At 66.4% G+C, this 22,295-nt stretch carries 22 protein-coding genes; 9 read left to right on the plus strand and 13 right to left on the minus strand.

Annotated elements, in window-relative coordinates; genetic code table 11:
• Positions 1 to 121: 121 nt before the first annotated feature.
• From BSY238_RS18485 to rluD, 4 genes are read right to left on the minus strand one after another with little or no spacing between them, the layout of a single operon-like run.
• Complete coding sequence (locus BSY238_RS18485) at positions 122 to 313, minus strand: hypothetical protein (protein ID WP_069037388.1); 192 nt, start codon at positions 311 to 313, stop codon at positions 122 to 124.
• Between the two features lie 9 nt (positions 314 to 322).
• Entirely contained in the window at positions 323 to 1,213 is an 891-nt protein-coding gene (locus BSY238_RS00315) for a ZIP family metal transporter (RefSeq protein WP_069037389.1), read from the minus strand.
• Positions 1,214 to 1,245: 32 nt separating this feature from the next.
• The gene (gene pgeF / locus BSY238_RS00320) at positions 1,246 to 2,001 is read right to left on the minus strand and encodes a peptidoglycan editing factor PgeF (RefSeq protein ID WP_069037390.1); all 756 of its coding nucleotides are present in this window, start codon (positions 1,999 to 2,001) and stop codon (positions 1,246 to 1,248) included.
• Positions 1,998 to 2,963: a 23S rRNA pseudouridine(1911/1915/1917) synthase RluD gene (gene rluD / locus BSY238_RS00325; RefSeq protein ID WP_069037391.1), complete on the minus strand. Its 966-nt coding sequence runs from the start codon at positions 2,961 to 2,963 to the stop codon at positions 1,998 to 2,000. Before rluD ends, pgeF begins: the two co-directional genes overlap by 4 nt.
• On the opposite strand from rluD, the gene BSY238_RS00330 reads away from it, so the two are divergent.
• Genes BSY238_RS00330 through BSY238_RS00340 form a run of 3 tightly spaced genes read left to right on the plus strand, consistent with a single transcriptional unit; the run spans position 2,962 to position 5,615 of the window.
• Complete coding sequence (locus BSY238_RS00330; protein WP_069037392.1) at positions 2,962 to 3,756, plus strand: outer membrane protein assembly factor BamD; 795 nt, start codon at positions 2,962 to 2,964, stop codon at positions 3,754 to 3,756. The genes rluD and BSY238_RS00330 overlap by 2 nt on opposite strands.
• 57 nt (positions 3,757 to 3,813) lie before the next feature.
• Positions 3,814 to 4,251 carry a universal stress protein gene (locus tag BSY238_RS00335; RefSeq protein WP_069037393.1) on the plus strand — a complete coding sequence of 146 codons (438 nt, stop codon included), beginning with the start codon at positions 3,814 to 3,816 and terminating at the stop codon, positions 4,249 to 4,251.
• Positions 4,218 to 5,615 (plus strand): sigma-54-dependent transcriptional regulator, encoded by a 1,398-nt coding sequence (locus tag BSY238_RS00340; protein WP_069037394.1) that lies wholly within the window; start codon positions 4,218 to 4,220, stop codon positions 5,613 to 5,615. The genes BSY238_RS00335 and BSY238_RS00340 overlap by 34 nt, the downstream gene beginning before the upstream one ends.
• A 345-nt stretch (positions 5,616 to 5,960) precedes the next feature.
• Here BSY238_RS00340 and BSY238_RS00345 read toward each other — a convergent pair whose 3' ends face one another.
• From BSY238_RS00345 to BSY238_RS00380, 8 genes are all read right to left on the minus strand, one after another.
• Entirely contained in the window at positions 5,961 to 6,677 is a 717-nt protein-coding gene (locus BSY238_RS00345; protein ID WP_083223850.1) for a (5-formylfuran-3-yl)methyl phosphate synthase, read from the minus strand.
• Positions 6,678 to 6,682: 5 nt separating this feature from the next.
• The gene (locus tag BSY238_RS00350) at positions 6,683 to 7,246 is read right to left on the minus strand and encodes a DUF447 domain-containing protein (RefSeq protein WP_069037396.1); all 564 of its coding nucleotides are present in this window, start codon (positions 7,244 to 7,246) and stop codon (positions 6,683 to 6,685) included.
• On the minus strand, positions 7,243 to 8,748 hold the full coding sequence (locus BSY238_RS00355; protein ID WP_083223851.1) for a DUF6513 domain-containing protein: 1,506 nt from the start codon (positions 8,746 to 8,748) through the stop codon (positions 7,243 to 7,245). The genes BSY238_RS00350 and BSY238_RS00355 overlap by 4 nt, the downstream gene beginning before the upstream one ends.
• Positions 8,700 to 9,320: a flavoprotein gene (locus BSY238_RS00360; RefSeq protein ID WP_069037397.1), complete on the minus strand. Its 621-nt coding sequence runs from the start codon at positions 9,318 to 9,320 to the stop codon at positions 8,700 to 8,702. The genes BSY238_RS00355 and BSY238_RS00360 overlap by 49 nt, the downstream gene beginning before the upstream one ends.
• Entirely contained in the window at positions 9,310 to 11,286 is a 1,977-nt protein-coding gene (locus tag BSY238_RS00365) for a sigma-54-dependent Fis family transcriptional regulator (RefSeq protein ID WP_069037398.1), read from the minus strand. Before BSY238_RS00365 ends, BSY238_RS00360 begins: the two co-directional genes overlap by 11 nt.
• A 205-nt stretch (positions 11,287 to 11,491) precedes the next feature.
• Entirely contained in the window at positions 11,492 to 12,328 is an 837-nt protein-coding gene (locus BSY238_RS00370) for an ankyrin repeat domain-containing protein (protein WP_223300212.1), read from the minus strand.
• A complete protein-coding gene (gene epsA / locus BSY238_RS00375) occupies positions 12,325 to 13,122 on the minus strand; it encodes an XrtB/PEP-CTERM-associated transcriptional regulator EpsA (protein ID WP_069037400.1) in 798 nt (265 codons plus the stop codon). The genes BSY238_RS00370 and epsA overlap by 4 nt, the downstream gene beginning before the upstream one ends.
• Positions 13,123 to 13,296: 174 nt before the next feature.
• Positions 13,297 to 13,974 carry a TetR/AcrR family transcriptional regulator gene (locus BSY238_RS00380; protein ID WP_069040345.1) on the minus strand — a complete coding sequence of 226 codons (678 nt, stop codon included), beginning with the start codon at positions 13,972 to 13,974 and terminating at the stop codon, positions 13,297 to 13,299.
• 91 nt (positions 13,975 to 14,065) lie between these two features.
• Between BSY238_RS00380 and BSY238_RS00385 the strand changes: the two genes are divergently transcribed.
• Positions 14,066 to 15,691: a 4-hydroxyphenylacetate 3-hydroxylase family protein gene (locus tag BSY238_RS00385; RefSeq protein WP_069037401.1), complete on the plus strand. Its 1,626-nt coding sequence runs from the start codon at positions 14,066 to 14,068 to the stop codon at positions 15,689 to 15,691.
• Positions 15,688 to 16,230 (plus strand): hydrolase, encoded by a 543-nt coding sequence (locus BSY238_RS00390; protein ID WP_069037402.1) that lies wholly within the window; start codon positions 15,688 to 15,690, stop codon positions 16,228 to 16,230. Before BSY238_RS00385 ends, BSY238_RS00390 begins: the two co-directional genes overlap by 4 nt.
• Before the next feature lie 70 nt (positions 16,231 to 16,300).
• On the opposite strand, the gene BSY238_RS00395 is transcribed toward BSY238_RS00390, so the two are convergent.
• Positions 16,301 to 17,419: a YVTN family beta-propeller repeat protein gene (locus tag BSY238_RS00395; RefSeq protein ID WP_083223852.1), complete on the minus strand. Its 1,119-nt coding sequence runs from the start codon at positions 17,417 to 17,419 to the stop codon at positions 16,301 to 16,303.
• A 365-nt stretch (positions 17,420 to 17,784) separates the two neighbouring features.
• Here BSY238_RS00395 and prfB point away from each other — a divergent pair.
• The 4 genes from prfB to BSY238_RS00420 all read left to right on the plus strand — a co-directional run bounded on the left by prfB (position 17,785) and on the right by BSY238_RS00420 (position 22,265).
• Positions 17,785 to 18,889, plus strand: a protein-coding gene (gene prfB / locus BSY238_RS00405) for a peptide chain release factor 2 (protein WP_150123845.1) whose coding sequence is annotated in 2 segments (ribosomal slippage) — positions 17,785 to 17,865 and positions 17,867 to 18,889 — 1,104 coding nt in all. Because the reading frame shifts where the segments join, the coding sequence is not laid out codon by codon here.
• Positions 18,886 to 20,154, plus strand: coding sequence for a hypothetical protein (locus BSY238_RS00410; RefSeq protein ID WP_083223853.1), 1,269 nt, complete (start codon positions 18,886 to 18,888; stop codon positions 20,152 to 20,154). Before prfB ends, BSY238_RS00410 begins: the two co-directional genes overlap by 4 nt.
• Positions 20,151 to 21,449, plus strand: a complete 1,299-nt coding sequence (locus BSY238_RS00415) for a hypothetical protein (protein WP_223300213.1) — start codon at positions 20,151 to 20,153, stop codon at positions 21,447 to 21,449. The genes BSY238_RS00410 and BSY238_RS00415 overlap by 4 nt, the downstream gene beginning before the upstream one ends.
• Positions 21,450 to 21,569: 120 nt before the next feature.
• A complete protein-coding gene (locus BSY238_RS00420; RefSeq protein ID WP_069040349.1) occupies positions 21,570 to 22,265 on the plus strand; it encodes a hypothetical protein in 696 nt (231 codons plus the stop codon).
• The last annotated feature ends 30 nt before the right edge of the window (positions 22,266 to 22,295 follow it).

The following is a 22,295-nucleotide window of genomic DNA, read 5'->3' on the forward strand; positions in this document are numbered from 1 at the left end:
AGGGCCTGTCTTCAGGCCCTGCATTGCATGAATGCAGCACATTTATACCTTGCGCCATCCAGCACTGCCAAGAATTGTTGCATTGCACAAAAACTGTGTCAATCCCGGAATGCGGAAGGAGTCACACCGGATGTACATCGTCGCAATCGCCTGGATCTACGTCGTGCTGATGATGTCGATCACCGAACAGTCCATCATCGCGGGCATCCTGACCTTCGTTTTCTACGGTCTGGTGCCGCTCGCCCTTTTTCTGTGGATTTTCGGCACGCCGGCGCGACGGCGCGCGGCGCACCGGAACGCGCTGCTCGCGCAAGCCGAAGCTTCAGTGGGCGAATCCGTCGACCAGGTGGTGGATCAGCACGATGCTGCCGATGCCGGCCGAAATGAGCACCACCTGCTGAATGGTGGCGGACAGCTCGGCACGACGGTGCAGACCGGGGATCAGGTCGGCGACGGCGACATAGATCATGCTGGCAGCCGCGATGCACAGCAGGTAGGGCACCGCCCCTGACATCGACGCCAGCGCGAAGTACGCGCCCACTGCGCCGACCAGCGTGGCCATGCTCGACAGCAGATTGAAGGCCAGCGCCCTCATGCGGCTCATGCCCGAGTGCAGCAGCACCAGATAGTCACCCACTTCCTGCGGGATTTCGTGCGCCACGATGGCGGTCGCGGTGACGATGCCGAGCGGAATGCTCTGCGTGAAGGCAGCGGCGATCAGCACGCCATCGACAAAATTGTGAAAGGCGTCGCCGATCAGGATCAACGATGCGCTGCGCATCGATTCCTCACTGCCATAGCCATGCGCATGACCACCGCCCGGAACATGGCTGTGAGCCTTGAGCGCCACGGGTGCGGCCGCCGGCGCAACCGGCCGGTAAGAATGCGCAGTCGCACTACGCTTCACCTCGACCGGATCGTGAGCTTCGCAACTCACTTCATGGCAGTGCCGCCATAAAACCAGCTTCTCCAGCAGGAAAAAACCGAGGATGCCGGCCAGCAGAATGCTCGTGGCCAGTTCGACGCTGCCGATTTCGGTGATCGCCTGCGGCAGCACGCCGAGCAAGGATGCACCGAGCAGCGCACCGACCGAATAGCTGATGAGCAGCGGAATGCTGTGCGGTTTCGCGGCAAAACCGACCAGGGCAGCGGCACATACACTGATCACGCCGCCGACGAACGAGGCGAGCACGATCCACATGAGTACAGACATAAAGTGCCGCGGTTAGCTGAAAAGAGGCCGGATTATCCTTGATCCGGCGACATAGAGGGGTTTGCAGTCCGCCAGATCAGGCTGGCCATGCGCCCGGTACGACCGTCGCGCCGGAAAGAATGGAACAGCCCGGCCTGTCCGACCGTACACAAACCGCCGCCAAACACGGCCTGCACACCGGCCTGTGCCAGCTCGAGCCGGGCCAGCCGGTAGAGGTCGGCAAACAGCCTGTCGCCCATGCCTGGCCGGAACGCGTCTTCCGCCCGGGCCAGCCGTGCAACAAAGAGGTCCTTCACTTCAGGCCCGACCTCGAAGGCATCCGGTCCGATGGCCGGACCGAGCCAGGCGAGGATGTCGGACGCCGGGCAGCCCATGCTTTCAACGGTACGGCTCAGCACCCCCGCTGCAAGGCCACGCCAGCCCGCATGCGCGGCGGCCACCACCGTGCCCTGCCGGTTGCAGAACAGCACCGGCAGGCAGTCCGCGGTCATGACTGCGCACACGGATCCCGGCTGATGCGACACCGATGCGTCGGCACATGCGGTGCGGGCGATATCTGCGTCCGCCACGTCGACGCCGTGCACCTGCTCGAGCCACAGCGGTTCGGCCGGCAGCAAGGCGCGCAGCAACGCGCGATTGGCCGCAACCGCAGCCGGATCGTCGCCGACGTGCGACGCCGGGTTGAACGGACCGAACGGCGGCTGACTGACCCCGCCGAGACGGGTCGTCACGGCCGCATGCACGCCGGGCGGGGCCGGCCAGTCGGGGCGGATCAGCGGCAGCGTCATCGGGGCACTCGCAGGCTGTCGATCAACTGCACCAGATCGTCCGGCAGCGGCACCTCCCACGCAACGTCGTCGCCCGTGCGTGGGTGGATCAGCCCGAGGCGCCAGGCGTGCAGCGCCTGCCTGCCGAACTGCGCCGCCACCGGACGCGGCGCATAGGTGTCGTCGCCAAGCAGCGGATGACCGATCGACGCCATGTGTACCCGGATCTGGTGGGTGCGGCCGGTTTCCAGCCGGCATTCGACGGCCGTCGCTTCGCGCAGCCGGTCGCGTACGGCGTAGTGGGTGCGCGCCGGCCGTCCGGTCGGCACGACGGCCATGCGTGTGCGATGCACCGGATGCCGGCCGATCGGCGCGTCCACCACCCCGTCGGTCCGCACGGCGCCGCTGACCACCGCAATGTAGCGGCGCGACACGGTGCGCGCCTGAAGCTGGCGCACCAGATCGGTCTGCGCCTGCAGTGTGCAGGCCACCACCAGAAGGCCGGTCGTGTCCTTGTCGAGCCGGTGCACGATGCCGGCGCGCGGCACCTGTGTCAGCGCCGGGCGGTGGTGCAGCAGTGCATTGAGCAGGGTGCCGTCCGGCACGCCATTGCCCGGGTGCACGACCATGCCGGCCGGCTTGCTGATCACCAGCAGCGTGTCGTCCTCGTGAATGATGTCGAGCGCGATGTCCTGCGGCGCATGCACGGTATCCGGCGCCGGTGCGTCGGGGTCGAGTTCGAGCCGCTCGCCGGAAAAAGTGCGGCGCCGGGTGTCGCTCGCCGCCACCTCGTCCACCTTCACCCGACCCGCGCGCAGCCAGCCCTGCAGGCGCGCGCGCGAGTACTGCGGCCACACCGCGGCAAGCACCACGTCGAGCCGCTGGCCGACCACGCCGGGCGGCACCACTGCATGAAGTCGATGACCGGGCTGCTCGGCGATATAATCGTCGTCTTGAATCTCTTCCAGGGCTGGTGTGGTCATGTGGCGTATTTTAACGATAGTGCTTGTGGTGATGCTGTCCGCTGGCTGCAACATCCTGCCGAAGAAGATCGACGAAACGGCCAACTGGTCGGCGCAACGCCTCTACACCGAAGCCAAGCAACTGCTCGACGAAGGCGCCTTCGACCAGTCGGTCAAGATGTACGAAAAGCTGGAGGCACGTTACCCCTACGGCCGCTACGCGCAGCAGGCGCAGATCGAGGTGGCCTACGCCTACTACCGCTCGGGTGACCGCGTACAGGCGCTTGCCGCCTGCGAACGCTTCATCCGCCTGCACCCCAATCACCCGAACATCGATTACATCTTCTACCTGCGCGGCCTGGTCGACTTCAACGAAGACATGGGCTTCATGAGCAAGATTTCGCGGCAGGACATGACCGAGCGCGACCCCAAGGGTCTGCGCGATTCGTTCGATGCGCTCAAGGAACTGATCACCCGCTATCCGGACAGCAAATATGTGCCTGACGCCAAGGCACGCATGGGCTATCTGGTCAATGCGCTGGCCGCCGCCGAAGTGCATGTGGCGCGTTACTACTTCCGCCGCGGCGCCTACCTGGCTGCCGCCAATCGCGCACAGTTCGCGATCAGCAACTTCCAGGAATCGCCATCGACCGAAGAAGCGCTGTACATCCTCACCCGCTCCTACGAACAGCTCGGCCTGAGCGACTTGCAGGAAGATGCCCAGCGCGTCATGGTGAAGAACTTCCCCGACAGCACCTACCCGGAACTGGGCTTCCAGGACGGCAAGGACGACCCGTGGTGGAAGCTCTGGTAAACGTCTTGCCGCGCAGTCCCGCGCGGCAGATCTGACTGCATCGACAGGGAGCGTCTCATGTACAGCAAGGTCCTGCTCGCCTACGACGGATCCGAATCCGGCCGCCGCGCGCTGTTCGAGTGCGCCGACATCAACAACTTTCTGCATGCGGACATCCACCTGCTCGCGGTCGCCCCCATCGCGCCGACGCTGTTCGTCGCCGAAGGTTTTGTCGCCGACGTGCCGCAGGAAGAGGAAAACGCGCGCTTCGCGCAGGTGCTCGACGATGGCCTGGCACAGCTTGCCGCGCGCAACGTGAAGGCGGCCGGCCATCTGGTGACCGGCGACGCAGTGCGCGAGATCAGCCGCATGGCGCGCGAACTGAAGGTCGACCTCATCGTGATCGGCCACAAGCACCACCCGTCGCGGCTGGAGCGCTGGTGGAAGGGCTCGGTCGGCGCCTCGCTGGTCGAGGAAGCGCCATGCAGCATCCTGGTCGCCGTACAGAACCCGTGACGGCTGCGGCGCGCGCGGGCGCGCGCGACTGGCAGCAGTACTCGGTGCTGGTGGTCGACGATGAAGAAGGCATGCGCAGCTTCATCACGCGCGCGCTGGGTGCGCGCTGCGGTCTGGTGGAAGCCGCCGGCAGCGTCGAAAGTGCGCAGCAGCTGTTCGCCCGGCTGCACTTCGACCTCATCATCCTCGACATCACCCTGCCCGGCCGCAGCGGCCTCGAATGGCTCAACGAGCTGCGCGAACAGGGGCATCAGTGCGATGTCATCCTGATCACCGCGTTTGCCGACATCGAAACGGCCATCAACGCACTGCGTGCCGGCGCGTCGGACTTCATCCTGAAGCCCTTCCGCATCGACCAGCTGATGAATGCCGTCGGCCGTTGTTTCGACCGCGCCGGCCTGCTGCGCGAAAACTATGTGCTGCGGCGGGAAATCGCGCGCCAGACCGAAGGCGTTGAAGGCATGGTCGGCGAATCCGCTCCGGTGCGCGAACTGGCCGCCGTGCTGCGCCGCGCCGCAGCGATGCCGAGCACCGTACTGCTGACCGGCGAATCCGGCGTCGGCAAGGAAGTCGCCGCGCGCGCGCTGCACCAGATGAGTCCGCGCGCCGCTGCGCCGTTCGTGCCGGTCAATTGCGGCGCCATCAGCGCCGAACTGATCGAATCCGAACTGTTCGGTCACGTAAAGGGCGCCTTCACCGGCGCACAGGACAACTACCCCGGCCTGCTGTTCTATGCCCAGGGCGGCACGCTTTTCCTGGACGAAATTTCCGAGCTGCCGCAGGCCATGCAGACCAAGCTGCTGCGCGTGCTCGAAGACCGCATGATCCGCCCGGTCGGCTCGACGCGCGAAGTCCCGGTCGACATCCGCATCGTCGCTGCCAGCAACCGCGACCTCGCCACCGAAGTGCGCACCGGCCGCTTCCGTCAGGACCTGTTCTACCGGCTCGACGTCGTGCGCATCACCATTCCGCCGCTGCGCGAACGTCGTGAGGACGTGAAGCTGCTGATCGCCCACTTCATGGCGCAACTATCGTCCCGCCTCGGCGTGGCGCCGATTCCGCTCGACCGCGACACCGTGCTGCGCATGGCCGGCTACGACTGGCCCGGCAACATCCGCGAACTGCGCAATCTGGTCGAACGCGCCCTCATCCTCGGCTACTTTCCAGCCGACGCCCTCGGCAGCCTGACCTCGCCCGCGCCCGCCGCAGGCGAGCGCACCGCGCTCGATGACGTCGAACGCAAGCACATCCTCGATGTGCTCACCGCGTGCGGCGGCAACAAATCCGAAGCCGCACGCCAGCTGGGCGTGTCGCGCAAGACCATAGAACGCAAATGCGCGATGTGGGGTGTCGCCGGGGTTTAGCGACGCATGCGTTGCTCCGGCGACACGGGTCGGCTGTACCCAGCCGACCTCCCACGTCCGGGGTTTAGCGACGCATGCGTTGCTCCGGCGACACGGGTCGGCTGTATTCAGCCGACCTCCCACGTACAGGATGGGGGCGAAGCATGCGTGCCGGGCCCGGGTTCCTGTAATCGACAGCTCCTCCGAACCCTGATAGCCGAAAGGCGCGGGTGATGGCACCGATTTGTTGGGCATCGCTGCGCTCACCCCAACCTACCCAGCGTCAGACATGTTTTCGAGGAGCGCGACATGTAGGTTGGGGTGAGCGCAGCGATGCCCAACAACGGACTCGAGACAGGCGATCCTTCAGCTCACTACGTCGTGCGCATGCGCTGTGGCGCACAGTCGCTGGCGTACGCGTCGTACCGATTCGCGGTCAAGTTCGCTGCCGCGCTCGGCCCCGACGCACAGCGCACCGCGAAAACCGAGGTAGTCAGGGTCCAGTGCGGCCAGCGCGTCGATGTGCTCGATGCGCAACGACCCGGCGAGGCCGCACAGGAGACCGCGGCCCCGGGCGCGCGCAACGAAATTCGCCAGCCAGGCGCAAGACACGACGTCGCACAGGCTGCGGCCCTGCTTGAGTGCCGTATCGACCATGACGCCGTCGAAGCCTGCATCGGCCACGGCATCGACCAGTTCCAGCGGCGGCGCGAGGTCGGCAAACATGACCGCAATGCGGCGGGCGCCGGACAGCGGCTGCAGCCCGGTAAGACAGCCGAACACTTCGGCGTAATCCCGCCCCCCGTGCTGCCAGCCCGCCGGAAAGAGACCCGCCTTCACATAATCGACGCCTGTGGCTGCAATGCGCGACATCGCCGCCTGCAGCTCGATGGCATCCGGATCGATGTTGCCGGCGGTCGCGCTGGTGATCGTGCGGCCGGCAACGAAGTCGACGACTTCGCGGATGACATCGGCCGGCAGTGCGCCGAGTGCGCCGTCGGCGGGATTTTTCAGGTCGATCAGGTCCACGCCGGCATCCAGCACGATCTGCGCCTCCGCCAGATCGCGCACGCTGGCGAGCATGCGGGTCAAGGCTGCACTCCGGCCCGATGGGCGTCGATCTTCTCGATCAGCCAGCCCCAGGCCTCGCGTTCGGCCGGGCCGGCGGTCTTGTCGATGGCGATCTGCAGGTAGGCCAGTTCGGCGTCGATCTTTTCCATCGGCAGCATATGCAGGCGACTGACCAGAATCGCGGCTTCGACCACCGCTGATCGGGCGCGGTTGAAGCCGGGAAACGCACCATGACTGGCTTCATGCACGGTACGGCAGTAAAGACGCGGGCGTACATCGTCTTCCTCGACCTCGACCAGTTCCAGCTCACGATGGGCCAGCGTGTCGACCAGCCGCGCGCAGGCCACTTGTTCGGCCGGCCTGACCGGCCAGTCGCGCCGGCCGGTCAGACAACCGGCGAACACGCGCACGTCGTCGCTGAAATTGACCACCGCGACGCGGTTGGCGAGCACGTTGTCCAGTGTGGACGATGGGCGGAATGGCGACAGCACGGTGAGCCCGCGTTCCTCGCGGATGCCCAGCGGCGTGATGTGGGTTCGGCCCTGAACGTCGACGGTGGTGAGTATGGTTTCCCAGATCATGGCGTGTCCTGTGTGCGGTCCGGCTCGGGACCCTGTGTGCCGCCGGGCGTGCTGCCTTGCTGTGCGTCGGCCAACCGGTCAGCGGCCTTCTTCGGCTTCTTTTTCGTCGTACTGCCCGGTGCGCGATGCACCTGCAGGTCGACCGGCTTGGGATCGACCGCAGCGCCCCATTCCAGCTCTTCATCCTGCGCGTAGCGTTTGCCCAGTTGATACGCGATCTGCGCGCGCGCCAGTTCCACACCCAGGTAGAAGGCATGGCCGGCGTCGTCCTCCACACCCAGCTTCGGATAAAGATCGAACGGGTCGGTCGCCACCTGGTGGCCGTCGCGGTTGTAGATATGCACGCCGTTCTCGGCGACCTGGATGCGGAAATTGCGGTCGCGCACCGCACCGGCCACATCGACGATTTCCTGCGGCGTGTCGGTATAGGGTCGGCGCGCATGCGTGGTCATCAGCGCGCCGGAATAGTCGCGCGGCAGCGCATTGTCTTCGCGCGCGGCGAACATGATGCGGCGTGCCCAGTCGGCTTCGCGCACGGCGCGACGCGCGTGCGGGCTGACCTCGGTGGCCAGGATGGCACCCACGCGCAATTCCGAAATGATGCCGAACAGCAGCGCATTGATGCCGCTGGTGTCAGCGTCCGTCAGTTCGGTCAGATTGCCCACGCCCATCATCATCGGAATGTCCGGGTGGGTGCGCCGCAGATCGTGGAAACGCACGATGGATGCGGTCAGCCCGAAGTGGATGGGTTCCAGTATCGGATCGGCGAAGAAGGGCCGGCCACGCGCCATCATCAGGTCGACCACGCGGCGCAGCGAATCGAGGTCGCCGGGCGTGTTCGGAATCAGGATGGGCGTGGCGTCGACCTCTTCGGCCACCCACAGCGTGTCCTCCTTCAGGCTGAGCAGGAAATCCGCGCCCGCACGGGCGCCGCGCAGCAGATCCTTCGGATCGAGCGAATCGACGCTGACACGGAAACCTTCGGCCTTGAGCGCGCGCACGCAGTCTTCAAGATGCGGAAAGTCGGTGTCCGGCAGGCAGCCGATGTCGATCACGTCCGCCCCGTCGCGCCGGTAGCGCTGCGCACGTGCCACGACGTCAGCCACCTCGGCCTGAGGCGCATCGACGATCTCGGCAAAGATCAGCACATCGTGCTTCGACAGGTCGGCCACCTTCGCCTTGCGGCCGAAGTGCAGCGGCAGGTCCTTCAGCTCGTCCGGCCCACGCTGCACCGGCACGCCATAGTGCTGCGCCAGCGCGTCAAGATCGCCGCGGCAGCGGCCGGGCACGATGATGCGGTCGGCGGCGACCGGCGCCGGCAGGCGGCGGCGGATCAGTTCGGCCGTCATCAGCCCGGCGACATTGATGCCGATGTCCAGCACCTCGGGGGCGAAGGGCAGCGGCTGCATGTCGTCGAGTATCCGGTGCAGACTTTTCTGCGCCAGATGCCCGGTCAGGAAGAGGACGCGTTCGACGGAGCGGGCTGAATCGTTTTCAGGCATGCCAATCTTCGCTTGAGCGCTGCGTTCAGCGCCTCGACACTGTCGACCACGGTCACGTGTTCGAAGGTCCCGAGGGTTGCGGTGTGTGCGAGGTCGATGGCGCGCGGGTACAGCGTCACCCATTCGCTGGGCGATTCGGTGATCACCACCGGCTCGCTGTCGCAGGCGAACACGATGGTCGGAATGCGCAGCTTGCCGGCCTGCGCAAAGATATTGCTCACCAGCGTATCGGAAATGCCCAGCGCGCACTTGGCCACGGTATTCGACGTCGCCGGTGCGATCACCACAGTGTGGTACTGGCCCTGATAGAACAGTCCGACCGGTGCCGCGCTCGCGGTATTGTCGCGGAAGATGCGATAGCGCTTCTTCATGTCCGCCAGCGGATAGCCGTACATGTTCAGCACCTCTTCGCCGGCGCGCGTCATGAACAGGTCGATGTTGTTCATGCCGTCCGCCAGCTCGAGCGATTCCTTCAGGAAGTGACCGGAACCGGTCAGCCCCCATGCAATGCGCGCGTCGGGCAGCAGTTCCAGCGGGTCCCACTGCGGGTCGAGCCGAGGATCAGAAGCCATCGCCGACCTGCGCGTCAGTGTCGATATCGAGTCGTTTCATCTTGCGATAGATGGTGTTGCGGCTGACGCCCAGTTCGCGCGCCAGTCCCGCGATGTTCCACCGGTGCCGGCGCAGTTCGCCCAGCAGGGCGTCGCGCTCGGCTGATTGCAGCGGATTGAGGTTGCTCGGCGGTGCAGACGGAACCGCTGCGTTCTCATGCACCGGTTCGTGCGCGACGATGGCGGGCGGCAGCGGCTCGGGCGCGTCCAGCATTTCGGCCGGCATGTCGCGCAGCGTGATTTCCGGCCCGTCGCACAGCGCGACCAGCGTGCGCAGCACATAGCGCAACTGCCGGATATTGCCCGGCCAGCGGAAGCGGTCGAGCACGTTCATCGCCGCATGGCCGAGGCGTACCGGCGGGTGGCGCCCGGCACTTTCCTCGCTCAGGCAGCGCTCGATCAGCGAGCGGCGGTCGGTGCGCTCGCGCAACGGCGGAAGATTGATTTCCATGCCGCGCAGACGGTAGTACAGGTCCTCGCGGAAACTGCCGTCGCGCACCATGGCGCGCAGGTCACGGTGTGTCGCGCACACCAGCTGCAGATCGACCGGCACCGCATTTTCTCCGCCCAGCGGCGTCACCTTGCGCTCTTCGAGCACGCGCAGCAGGCGCGCCTGCAACTGCAGCGGCATGTCTCCGATCTCGTCGAGGAACAGCGTGCCGCCGTCGGCCTGCAGCACCTTGCCGCGGCGGCCGTCGCGATTGGCGCCGGTGAAAGCGCCCTGCTTGTAGCCGAACAGCTCGGATTCGATCAGCGCCTCGGGCAGCGACGCACAGTTGATCGCGACGAAGGGGCCGCGCGCGCGCTGACTCGACGCGTGAAAGGCGCGTGCAAACACCTCCTTGCCAGTGCCGGTTTCGCCGGCGATCAGCAGCGGAATGTCGCGATCGAGGATGCGCATCGCGCTGTGCACATTGCCGGCCATGCGCAGGTCGCCCAGGTCCAGCTCGGCCAACGCCTGCGCCGCGGAGGCGGAATCGCTGGCGCGCGTGCCGCTTTGCGCGCGGGTGCGCGACGGCTGCTGCGCCAGCAGATGCCAGGTCTGGTGCTGCGGCATCGACAGCGCGAGCGGATGGAATCCGGCGCGGAAGGTGCGCGACAGCAGCTCCGGCAGCGACTGGCCGAAAAACTCGGTCACTTCGCGTCCGAGCAACGCTTCGCCCTCCGGCGACAGCAGTTCGAATGCGATGTGGTTGGCTTCTATCACCTCGCCCTCCGGCGACAGCGCGAGCAGACCGTCGACCGCGGTCAGCACGCGGCCTGCGTGGGCATGGAAGCGGATGATGTAATCGGTGGCGTGGCGGGCCCGGAAGGCGCGGTGTTCTATCACCCGTGCCGAGCGCTCGATCAGCGCACGCAGCGCGCGTGCGCCGCCAGGAGCGAGCGAACATACCGCCAGCACCGCCGCCGCCTCGCCGACACCGTCGTAGATCGGTGCCGCGGCACACACCATGTCGGTGTGGCGGGCAAAAAAGTGCTCTTCGCCCGCGATCACCAGCGAATGACGCTCGGCCAGCACGGTACCGATGCCATTCGTGCCCTGCACGTCCTCGCTCCAGCGCGCGCCTTCGACCAGTCCGCGCAGCGACGCTTCGCGCGCGAAACCGGGGTGACGCACGATGCTGACGATGACGCCCTCGGCGTCGGCCAGCACCAGCGCCGACTGCGAGTCGTCGAGCTGGCGGTGCAGCGTCTGCATTTCCGGGATGGCGCTGTCCATGACTTCGCCCAGCCGGTCGCCGCGTTCGCGCCAGGCCTGGGGCGCCAGCGGCGGCAGGCTGTCTTCGGCGGCCGGGTCGAGGCCCAGTTCGTGAAAGCAGCGCAGCCACGAGCGGGCCACCAGTTCGTGGCCCGCCGGGCGTTGCGGACGGCTGATGATGGCGTGAACCGAACGGACGTGTTCCGCCACCGAATTGGAAGACACCATGAATTCAAGCCTTGGGAGCCGGAGCCGCTCAGTGCGCGTCGCGGTGTGCCGGACGCATCGTTTTGCAGGCCGCGCAGGTCGTGGGAAAAGCAGCGAATGGTATCACCGGGGCAACATCGCGGGCCAGCAGGCGCCCTGCCCGGCTGGACGGACCTGCACTGCCGGGTGGCCACCGGGAAGGTGACGCCTTGCCCGGCGCAGGTCGTCAGTCGTAGATGTCGGTCGACATCGCGCCCGGGTCGGCGCCGAGCGCCAGCAGGTGAGCCACCGCCAGACGCTGTCTCTTGAACACCGCCCAGTACAGCGCATTGAAACCGCCGCGGTCCGGAATGTTCGGATCGAAACCGGCCGTCAGCAGCTGGTCGAGCACATTGAGGTGACCCAGGGACGCCGCCAGCGACAGCGCGTGACGGCCGAATTCGCGCTCGGTCTGAAGTTCCCACTTCGGTCGGTGACGCAGCAGCACGGCCACCACCTCGGCTCGGTCGAGCATCACGGCGTCGATCAGCGGCGTGTGGCCGTTCGAGCTTTTGGCATCGATGTCGGCCCCGGCGCGCAGCAGTAACTCGACCACCTTGTGATGGCCGGCAAGCGCGGCGGCGCCCAGTGGCGTAAAGCCCTTCGAGCCGCGCCGATCGACGTGTGCGCCGGCGTTGATCAGCGCGCGCACGAACTCTGTCTCGCCGGCCGCCGCGGCATGGACCAGCACGCTGTCGCCCCACACATCACGCGCATTCGCCGGCGCACCGGCTTTGAGCAATTTTGCCGCGGTGGCCCACTCGCCACGTCGCGCTGCCGACAGCAGCGCCAGATCCGCAGCCCGGTAGGCGCGCGGATCGACGTCGGTGCCACTGCGCCGGATGTCGGCGTATTCGAGCGCCGTCACGGGCACGGCAGCGCGCGGCCGTTCCGGCTCGGCGATGCGGCCCTGCCATTCCGGCGGCACATCCTGGGCCTGTGCGCCGGCCAGCGAAAGGTTCAGCAGAAGGCCCAGCAGAAGAAAAAATGTCTGGCGCTGCAGCATCGATATCGTCCGGTTCATGACATGTCCCGCGCCGTTTCGGCGCCGCCTTCGTGCGCGCGCAGCGCAGTGACCCGCGCCACGGCCTGTGCGCGGTTGGTCACATCGAGCTTGCGCAGGATCTTCTGGATATGGTTTTTCACGGTCAGCGGGCTGATATCCAGGATCTGCCCGATTTCCTGATTGGTCTTGCCTTCGCGCACCCAGTCAAGCACCTGCAGTTCGCGCCCGCTCAGTGTCGCCTGCAAAGGCGAGCGCCCGCCCGTGCGCTCGCCCGATTCGGCGCGCTCGAACTCGACGATGCGCAACAGTGCCAGGTGCAGGTTGGGCATAAGCAGCTCGATGTGGCGCGCGTCCTGACTGGTCGGCGCCGCCGGCACGCCGAGCAGTGCGAAAAAGGTGGACTGTTCGCCGCGTGCTTCGCGACAGCCGTGCGCCAAGGCATGTTCGATGCCCAGCGTGCGCAGCAGCGCCGTGCTGCTGTCGCGGTTGCGCGGACCGCTCGAACGGGCCAGCGGTTCGCGTGCGCCGTTGCGCCAGTCCTCGATCAGACGGCCAATCAAGCCGTCGACCGGATTGGTCATCTGCGCCTCGACCTCCGGCGCCAGCACCGAACGCGAAAACACCAACGCGCGGAAGTTGCCGCGGTCGAGATCCCCACAGGCGCACAAAAGGGTTTCATGAGGCAGGAAGGTCTGCAGTGACCCCTGCGCCCACAGGAAGAACTGGAAGCGCTTGACCACCCGGATCGACGTTTCGATCGTGAACAACAGCAGCTGAACGTCCACCTGTTCCTGCGCGAGCGAATCTTTCATGGAGCGCCTGGGTGGTGTATCGCGAACACGGACGCAGTCCGGCCCACCGTGGTCATTGGAAGGTCGGCAGATTCGCGTCGTCCGGAAAAGCGGGCACGACGTCGCCTCTGCACGACAACCGCGGAGTCTGGCGCGGGAATGTTGCAGTGGAGTGACGCAGATCCCGGCGGCGAGTCAGGCGCCGGCGGCGAGCCGGGTCGACAACTGGTCGAGATACCGCGTCATGAGGTCGTGCGCATCCTGTTCGAACAGCCTGATGCGTCCGGTGTTGTGAAGCATCAGCACACCGACGACGTGGGCGAAGATTGCGGTCGTTTCGATCAGCGCCTCCTTTTCGCACAGGCCCAGCCTGAGCAGCAGGCGCTGTATCGGCTGCAGCGCACTGCGCAGACGATCATTCAGCTGCTGATTCAGTTCGGGCGTGAGCCCGCGCGGCCGGGCGCCGTTGAACAGGTAGAAGCCCAGATCCATGTCCTGCGGGTGGTCCCGGTAGTAAGCGAAGAAGGCCATGGCCACGGCGCGCAGGCCGCCCAGCATTGCCGGCCGGGCATCAGTGCCAGCTGAATCGACGACCGCTGCCGCTGCAGCATCGACGCATTGCTTCAGCCGCAGCAGCGACTCGCCCAGCAGTGCGGCGTAGATGTCCTCGCGACTGCCGAAATGGCTGTACAGCGCGCCCGGCGTGTAGCCGGCCCGCTTGGCGATTTCGCGCAGGCTGGCGCCATCCAGCCCGAGTTCGAGAAAGGCACTGCGCGCGGCGTCGAGAATGAGCGCACGCCTTGCCTCGTTCAATGCGGTCTCGCGCAGCACGCGCGGCGGCGCGCCGCTGGACGTATCGGGTGAGGGGGCCATTGACGTTTCCATTGACGGACTGACAGCCTGATTTTACATTTGAGTATTGAATTGAACAGTGTTCAATTCATGTGAGAACGGCGGGGATGCAATGACAAACCATGCAGCAGAAGCACAGGGTGGCCGATTGATGACCGGGCAGGACTACCGCGAGTCGTTGCGCCGCTATCGGCCCACCGTATATGTCGATGGCCAGCTGATCGATTCGGTCGTCGACGCCCCATCGCTGCAGCCCGGCATCAACGCGCTCGCAGTGAGCTACGACTTCGCGCACGACCCGGCCAAAGCCCCTCTGATGACGGCCGTCCAGACGCGCAGCGGCCGGACGGTCAATCGCATGCTGCACATCAACGAGTCATCCGGCGACCTGTTGAACAAGCTCGAAGCGGTGCGCATCCTGTGCCAGGAAACCGGCTGCGCGCAGCGCTATCTGGCGCACGACGCGCTCAATGGCATCGGCCAGGCGGTCGCACGCCTCGATGACGCGCGGGGCAACACCGAATACGGTGCCCGCTTTGCCACCTATCTGCAGCACGTACAGGACGAGGACCTGACGCTGGGCATCGCGATGACCGACGCCAAGGGTGATCGCAGCCAGCGGCCGCACCAGCAGGCGAACCCCGATGTCTACCTGCACATCATCGAGCGCAACGGCCGCGGCATCGTCATTTCCGGCACCAAGGCCATCGTCACCGGCGCGCCCTACATGCATGAATTTCTGGTCATGCCGTCGCGCAACATGACCGAAGCCGACGCCGACTTCGCGGTGTGCTGCGCGGTACCGGTCGACGCGCCGGGCATCACCATCGTCGCCCGCCCCGCTGGGCGGCCGGGCGAGAAGCCGGAACACGGCTCGCCGCTGTTTTCGCGCCGCTACGGCCAGTCCACCGGCGTGGTCATCTTCGACCACGTGTTCGTGCCGTGGGAGCGCGTGTTTCTGGCCGGCGAATGGGAACACTCGGGCGCCGTCACCTACAACTACGCCACCCATCACCGCCACAGCTGCATCGCGGCGCGCGCCGGCTTTGGCGATCTGCTGATCGGCGCCGCCGCGCTGATGTGCGAAGCCAACGGTCTGGACCCGGACCGCAAGGCCAATCTGCGCGACCCGATGGTCGAACTGATCAAGATCACCGAGGGCTTCTACGCCTGCGGCGTGGCAGCCAGCGTCTATGCGGCGGCCGATCCGTACTCGCACACCTTCATGCCGGAGCCGGTGTTCGCCAACATCGGCAAGCTGCTGCTGTCCACCCAGATCTACGACATGCACCGGCTGGCGCACGAAGTGTCGGGCGGTCTGATCGTCGCCCTGCCCGGCCCGGACGAAGACCACAACCCGGCCACCGCCGCGACGCTGGCCGAAGTGCTGCGCGCCAACCCGGACATCCCGTACGACAAGCGGATCGAGGTCGCGCGCTTCATGGAGGACCTGACCGCCTCCTACCAGGGCGGCTGGTATTCGCTGATCAGCCTGCACGGCGGCGGCTCGCCGGCTGCGCTGAAGCAGGAAATCTGGCGCAACTACCCGGTCGGCGACAAGGTCGATCTGGTCGAACGTCTGCTCGACCGCGGCGTGCTGGCGGACGAAAATCGTTCGATCACGCGCAACCGGCAGCCTGGCCGCTGCTGCGACGCCGGCTGCAGCCAGCCGGGTCAGGCGGTGATGGTGCCGCTGCCGGCAATTGAGATACCGAAGAAAATCGGGGGAACGTCATGAAAATACACGCTTCACAGTCGGTGCTGCTGGTGATCGACCTGCAGGGCCGCCTGCTGCCGGCCATCGAAGATGGGGCGGCGGTGCTGTCAAACGCCACCTGGGTGGTCGACGTCGCGCGGACCGTTGGCGTGCCGGTGCTGGCGACGGAACAGTACCCGCAAGGTCTGGGCCTGACCGATGCAGATTTGCGCGCGCGCCTGCGCGAAGACGCCATCATCAGCAAGACACACTTTTCGGCGGTCAGCGAGGGCGCACTGCTGGCATCGGCCGACGCGGTGCGCAAGCAGTGGGTCGTGGTCGGTACCGAAGCACACGTTTGTGTGCAGCAGACCGTGCTCGACCTGCTGGCCGCCGGGCGCGAAGTATTCGTGGTGGATGACGCGGTCGGATCACGTCACGCACGTGACCGCGAGCGGGCGCTGCAACGGATGGAAAGAAATGGTGCCGAAATCGTCACGCGCGAAATGGTCGCTTTCGAGTGGCTGGCTCGGGCCGACACACCGGTGTTCCGCGACGTGCTGAAGCGCTTCCTGCGCTGAACCCCTGCCGCCGGGATCAGGCGACCCGGCGGTGCAGAGGCATTTCGACAGCGCGCTCGACCGGCGTGCCTCAGGGCTGATCCAGGCTGCCCATCGCGCGCGGCCAAGTCACCACGCCCCAGGGCAGCTTCTTGTCCTCGATCCGGGCCGTGACTTCGAGCTTTGCCGCGTCGACCACCACAAGCTGATTCGAGCGGCCGCACGCGACGAGGATCTGCTTTTCATCCGGCGTGAAGGTGAAATGCCAGCAGCGTTCGGCGGCGAGCGGCACGTCCTTGATCTTGGCGAATGTTTTCCCGTCGAACACTTCGAGCGCCTGGGCCCGTGCGGTGGCCACATACAGCCGCTCGCCCTTGCGGTCGAAGGCCACGCCATACGGTGTCTGGCCGGTCGCGACCGTCTTGATCGGCGTGAGCTTGTCGTCCAACACCAGGAAGTTGTTGCCGAATTCCAGCGTGGCGATGTAGGTCTTGCCATCCGGTGACAGCTTGATGCCGCGCGGGCGGGCGCCGTACTTTTCCACATCGACCTTCTTCACCAGCTTGCCCGACTTGATGTCGTGCAGCGTCAGCGTGTTGTCGGCTTCGTTGGTGACCACCAGGCTCTTGCCGTCGGGTGAAAACTCGATGCCTTCCGTCTCCGGGCCGCCGACGATGTTGCGCACCACCTTGCCGGCCTTCAGATCGACCACGGCGACCTGTGCCGGCTCCTTGTCGTCGTCATCGTCGTCGTCATGACCGTGGGCACCGTCCTTTCCACCCTCCTTCTTTTCTTCCTTCTTTTCGGCACCCGGCTTGGGCGGCGGCCCAAGCTTGGAGGTCGGTTCGAAGGACACGAACGCCATGTCTCCGCGCACGCGCACGAATTCCGGATTCTTGCCGATCCTGACGCGCTTGATGATCTTGCCGCTGGCCGTATCGATCAGCGCTACGTCACCGGTTTCACGCACCGCGACCACCAGCGTCTTGCCGTCGTCGGTGACGCCGAGGCCGCGCGGCACCTTGCCACCGACCGCGTATTCACCGGTCACCTGCATCTTCGCCAGATCGATGATCGAAATGCCGCCTTCCTGATTGCTCACGTAGGCCGTGCCCTGCGCCTGCGCCAGACCGGCACCGGCGAACATCGAAAAAAGTGCGGCAGACCACAGGCTGCGTGCAGCGAACATCGGTGGGGTCATCATTTTCATGGGGTTTCCTCCTTGATTCATTCTTATTGGACAGCTGTCGGCCACATCGAACCCGAACGCGCGTGCCAGGCATCGGGACGACATGATCGAAGCGCCGCAGTATAGAGACCGTCGAGCGGCCTTCGGTTCAGGAAATCCGCCAATCGGGGACTGCGGGCGACGTGGACGCGACCCCGCCGACCGGGAAAACCTCCCGTCACGGTGTCGCACCGCCGTGTCACGTTACAAGGGAAATCGTCCCGGTCCGCCCGCCGCCGGTTCGGGGCGGACTGCGCCCGGCGCACGCCTGCCACCGGCCTGCGCACCGTGCCCGGCCGCTGCAGCCGGTACAATCGACGGTTTTCCGTCTTACGGGCCCGCACATCATGGAAGCAGAACGTCTCAACGCCATTGCCAATCATCTGACCGACCTGCAGTCGCGGGCCGGCGAACTGCGGAGGTATCTTTGACTTCGATGCCAAGGCATCGCGGCTCGAAGAAGTAGAACGCGCGCTGGAAGATCCGGGCATCTGGAGCGACACCGCGCGCGCGCAGGAACTGGGCAAGGAAAAGCACACGCTGGAAGCGGTCGTGCGCGCCATCGAATCGATTGACGCGCGGCTTGCCGACGCCAGCGAACTGTTCGAACTGGCGCGCGAGGAAGCCGATGAAGACACCGTGGTGGCGATCGAAGCCGACAAGGCGAAGATCGAAGCCGATGTGGCCGGGCTCGAATTCCGCCGCATGTTCAACAACCCGCAGGACCCGAATCCCTGCTTCCTGGAAATCCAGGCCGGAGCCGGCGGCACCGAAGCGCAGGACTGGGCGTCGATGCTGTTGCGCATGTACGTGAAGTACTGCGAACGCAAGGGTTTCGACGTCGAAGTGATGGAAGAATCGGAAGGCGACGTCGCCGGCATCAAGAGCGCCACCATCAAGGTGACCGCCGAGTACGCCTATGGCACGCTGCGCACCGAAACCGGCATTCACCGGCTGGTGCGCAAGAGCCCGTTCGACTCCGGTGCGCGCCGCCACACCAGTTTTTCCAGCGTGTTCGTCTATCCGGAAGCGGACGACTCGATCGAGATCGAAATCAATCCGGCCGATCTGCGGGTCGATACCTTCCGCGCGTCGGGCGCCGGCGGCCAGCACATCAACAAGACCGACTCGGCGATCCGCATCACGCACCTGCCGTCCGGCATCGTCGTTCAGTGCCAGAGCGACCGCAGCCAGCACCGCAACCGTGCCGAGGCGATGGCCATGCTGAAGTCGCGCATGTACGAAGCCGAGTTGCGCAAGCGGCAGAGCGAGCAGCAGGCGCTCGAGGATTCCAAGACCGACATCGGCTGGGGCCACCAGATCCGCTCCTATGTACTCGACCAGAGCCGGATCAAGGATCTGCGCACCAATTACGAAGTGGGCAACACGCAGGGCGTACTCGACGGCGACCTCGACGGCTTCATCCAGGCCAGCCTGAAGCAGGGCGTGTGAAGTTGCTGAAGTTCCTGCTGTGGCTGGTGCCGCTGTCGCTGCTGCTTGCGCTGGCCGCCGTGATCGGCGCGGTGTCGTTGATGCTCGACGCCCATCCGGCACTGCCAGAGCCGCCGGTCGTGGCGCCGGCCGACGCCGAAAAGCTGCTGCAGCAACTGGCCCTGAACGACCCGCGCCGCCTGCGCACCGGCCAACGCAGCGAAATCAGGCTCGACACGGCCGACCTGAAGCTGCTGGCAAATGAGGTGGCCCACCGGCTGCCGGCGACCCGACTCGACCTGCAGCCGGACGCCGGCGGAATGAACATCGCCGCCAGCGTTGAACTGCCGGCTGCATCGCGCTGGGTCAATGTGCAGGCGCGCGTGGCGGTATCCGATACCGGCCAGCCGGCGCTCGACACGCTGCGCATCGGCCAGCTCACCGTGCCTGACTTCATCGCGCAGCCGCTGGTGCGCCGCGCCATGCCGAAGGCGCTGGAGATGACCGGCGTCGGCATCGATCCGCAGCGCTTCATCGATCTGCTCGACCGGGTTCAGATCAGTCCGGCGGGCATCGCGCTGAACTATGTCTGGTCGACCGAGCTGTGGAAGGCCGGCCTGCAGTCGATGCTGCCAGCCGGCGAAGCGGAACGGCTCGGCTTCTATCACGAGGCGCTGGTGAAGGTCGTGGTCGGCATGCGCAAGGACGGCGACAGCGAATTGCTGCGTGCCATGCAGGCGCTGTTTGTGCTGGCCGAGCAGCGCTCCGGCGCTGGCGACGCACTGGCCGAACAGCGCTCCGCCGTGCTCTCGCTGGCGCTGTTCGTCAATGGCCGCCATCCGCGCGATCTGGTGCCGCAGGCCGCTGAATGGTTGCGCGTGCCGCGGCTCAGCCTGACCCTGCGCGGCCGGGAAGATCTGTCGCAGCACTATGTCGGTTCCGCCCTGCTCGCCCTGCACGCGGGGGCTGCTTGGGCCGATGCCATCGGCCTGTCGAAGGAGGTGAGCGACGCGCGCGTCGGCAGCGGGTTTTCCTTCACCGACCTGCTGGCAGACCGCGCCGGCACCCGGCTCGGCGAACAGATTGCCGCCGGCCGCGGCAACATTGCGCAGCGCTTTGCGGCCGGTCTGGCGGTCGACGACGTGTTGCCTCCGATCGACGGCCTGCCCGAATTCATGCCGGAGGACGAGTTTCTGCGCCGCTTCGGCGGCGTCGATGGTCCCGCTTACCGGGCCGTGATCGACGACATCGAGGCACGCCTCGCGAAACTGGAGCTTTACCGGTGAGCGCGGACGAATTCCTCATGGATCCGGCGGTGGGCTTTGCCGATTTCCTGTCGCCCGGTGTCAGCCCCGGCGACCTGCCGGAACTTGACCGGCTGGCGCGCGCGCGGCCGCTGCTGTCCGCCTTCACGACGCTGTTCCACGGCTCGGAAGCCGAGGTGCTGCTGCGCGTGCTGGTGCTGGGCGAAATCGGCCGCACCGCCGACGCGCCGCGCTGGTCGCCCGAGGCGCTGCGTGCACGCTTCGCCTTCATCGACCCGGTGAAACTCGAAACCGTGCTGCGCCGCCTGCGCGACCATGCACTGCTGCGCGTCGTGGACAGCCAGTACCAGTTGTCCGACATCGGCCGCAACGCGTGCGCCGCGCTGGCCATGCTGCTCGAACTGTCCGGCGACGAAGATGTGGAACTGGGCTTCCTGACCGCACAGATCGCCGGCCTGCAGGCGGTCGATGGCGACACCGGCGACGCGCTGCAGCACCTGCTGGGCAAACTGAATGACCTGACGCTGCACTTCGAAGACGCCATCGCATCCGGGTCGGAATTCCGCATCATCGCGGCGCGCCGCCGTCTGGACGCCAACGGCCGCTGGCTGGAACGGGGCACCGCGCTGCTGCGCGACCTGCTCGCCGACGACGATCTGCCGTTCGAGCGCGCCCGGCTGGCGCAGCGCATCGGTCTGGCGCAGTCGCGCCTGGCCCGGGTCGACGCCTCGTTCCAGCGCGCACTGAACAAGATCGAGTCGCAGCGCGTGACGCTGGGCGGTTCGGGCATTTCGTCTTCGGACGTCGCGGGCTGGCTGCGCCGGCTCGACAGCGCGGCACTCGCGGCGCTCGCCGCGGACGCACTCGCGCCCTGCCCCGACCTCACGCTGCTGGCCGGTGACCACGAACTGCTGGACCGCGCCGAACCGACCTTGTCCGCCGAACCGGCCGGCGATGCCGCAACCGCGTTGCCGGCGCCCGACGACGCCCCGGTCGCCGCGGCACCGCCGGCGGAAGACCTGCATCTGCTCGAACGCTTCGCCCATCGCCTCGGCGCACTGACCGGCCCGGCCGCGCTGGCCGACGTCATCCCCGGCAGCGGCTTCGCGCAAGCGTCCTACCGCATGTCGCTGCTCGCCTTGCTGCGCGACGCCGGAGCCAGCGGCGACCCGGCGGTCGAAGCCGGCGACGGTCCGGTCGCCGACTTCCTGCGTCTGGCCATCGACGTGCGCTTCACCGAACACCTGCAGTCGCTGGCGGATGACGACATCGCTGCGATCACGGTCGGCGAAGTGCTGCCGCGGGGTGCATCTTGATGAGTGTTGATCCTTCATTCACGTTGCGGCAACGGATTGCAGCCGCCGTGCCGATGGTTTCATCCGAACTGACCGGATCCTGCCGCGTCGATCTGCGGCAGGTCCTCTGACCCGATGGATATGGAAACAGAACTTCGCACCCTGACCGCGCGCCTGCTGGCGCACCGCTCGATGCCGCGCACCGACCGGCTGGCGCGCCGCGCCCTGGTCGATGACGGCTTCCGCCACGCGCTCGACCAGCGGCTTGCCGCGGTCGGCCTGCAGCTGTTCGACAATCCCTATGCCGCGCACATCGCGGTCGGCATCGCCGACGACATGCGCGAGCCGGTGTTCGGCCAGACACGCGAATACGCCGCCAGCAATGTCGGGCTGATGCGCGACGAACTGGCCTGGCTGATGGTGATCTGGTCGCTCATCGTGCTGCCCAAGCGTGAACGCCAGGTCAGCCGGCGCGCACTGAACGACGAAGGGCAGGACGACATGTTCGGCGCCGAACAGCCGGTCGAGCACGGCGACGCGGTGTCGGGCGCACTGACCGAAGCTTCGCTGCTGGCCGACTTCGGCAGCCGGCTGGGCGGCAAGATGAAGCTCAACATCACGCTCGGCAAGCTGGCGCGGCTCGGATTCATCGAGCGGCGCAACGGCCTGGTGTTCGAAGGCCCGCTGCTCGACGTGCTGCTCGACTACCGCATCCTGGCTGACCGCGTCATCCACGGCACGCTGGCCGACGTGCTGACCGGCGCCGGCCACGCCATGCCCGAAGCGAATGCCTTCGAACTGGCGGCAGCCGCCGACGATGACGAGGCGGATGAATGACGCGCCTGTCACGCACGGGCGCGGTTTCAC

The sequence above is a fragment of the Methyloversatilis sp. RAC08 genome (assembly GCF_001713355.1).
Classification (GTDB): Bacteria; Pseudomonadota; Gammaproteobacteria; order Burkholderiales; family Rhodocyclaceae; genus Methyloversatilis.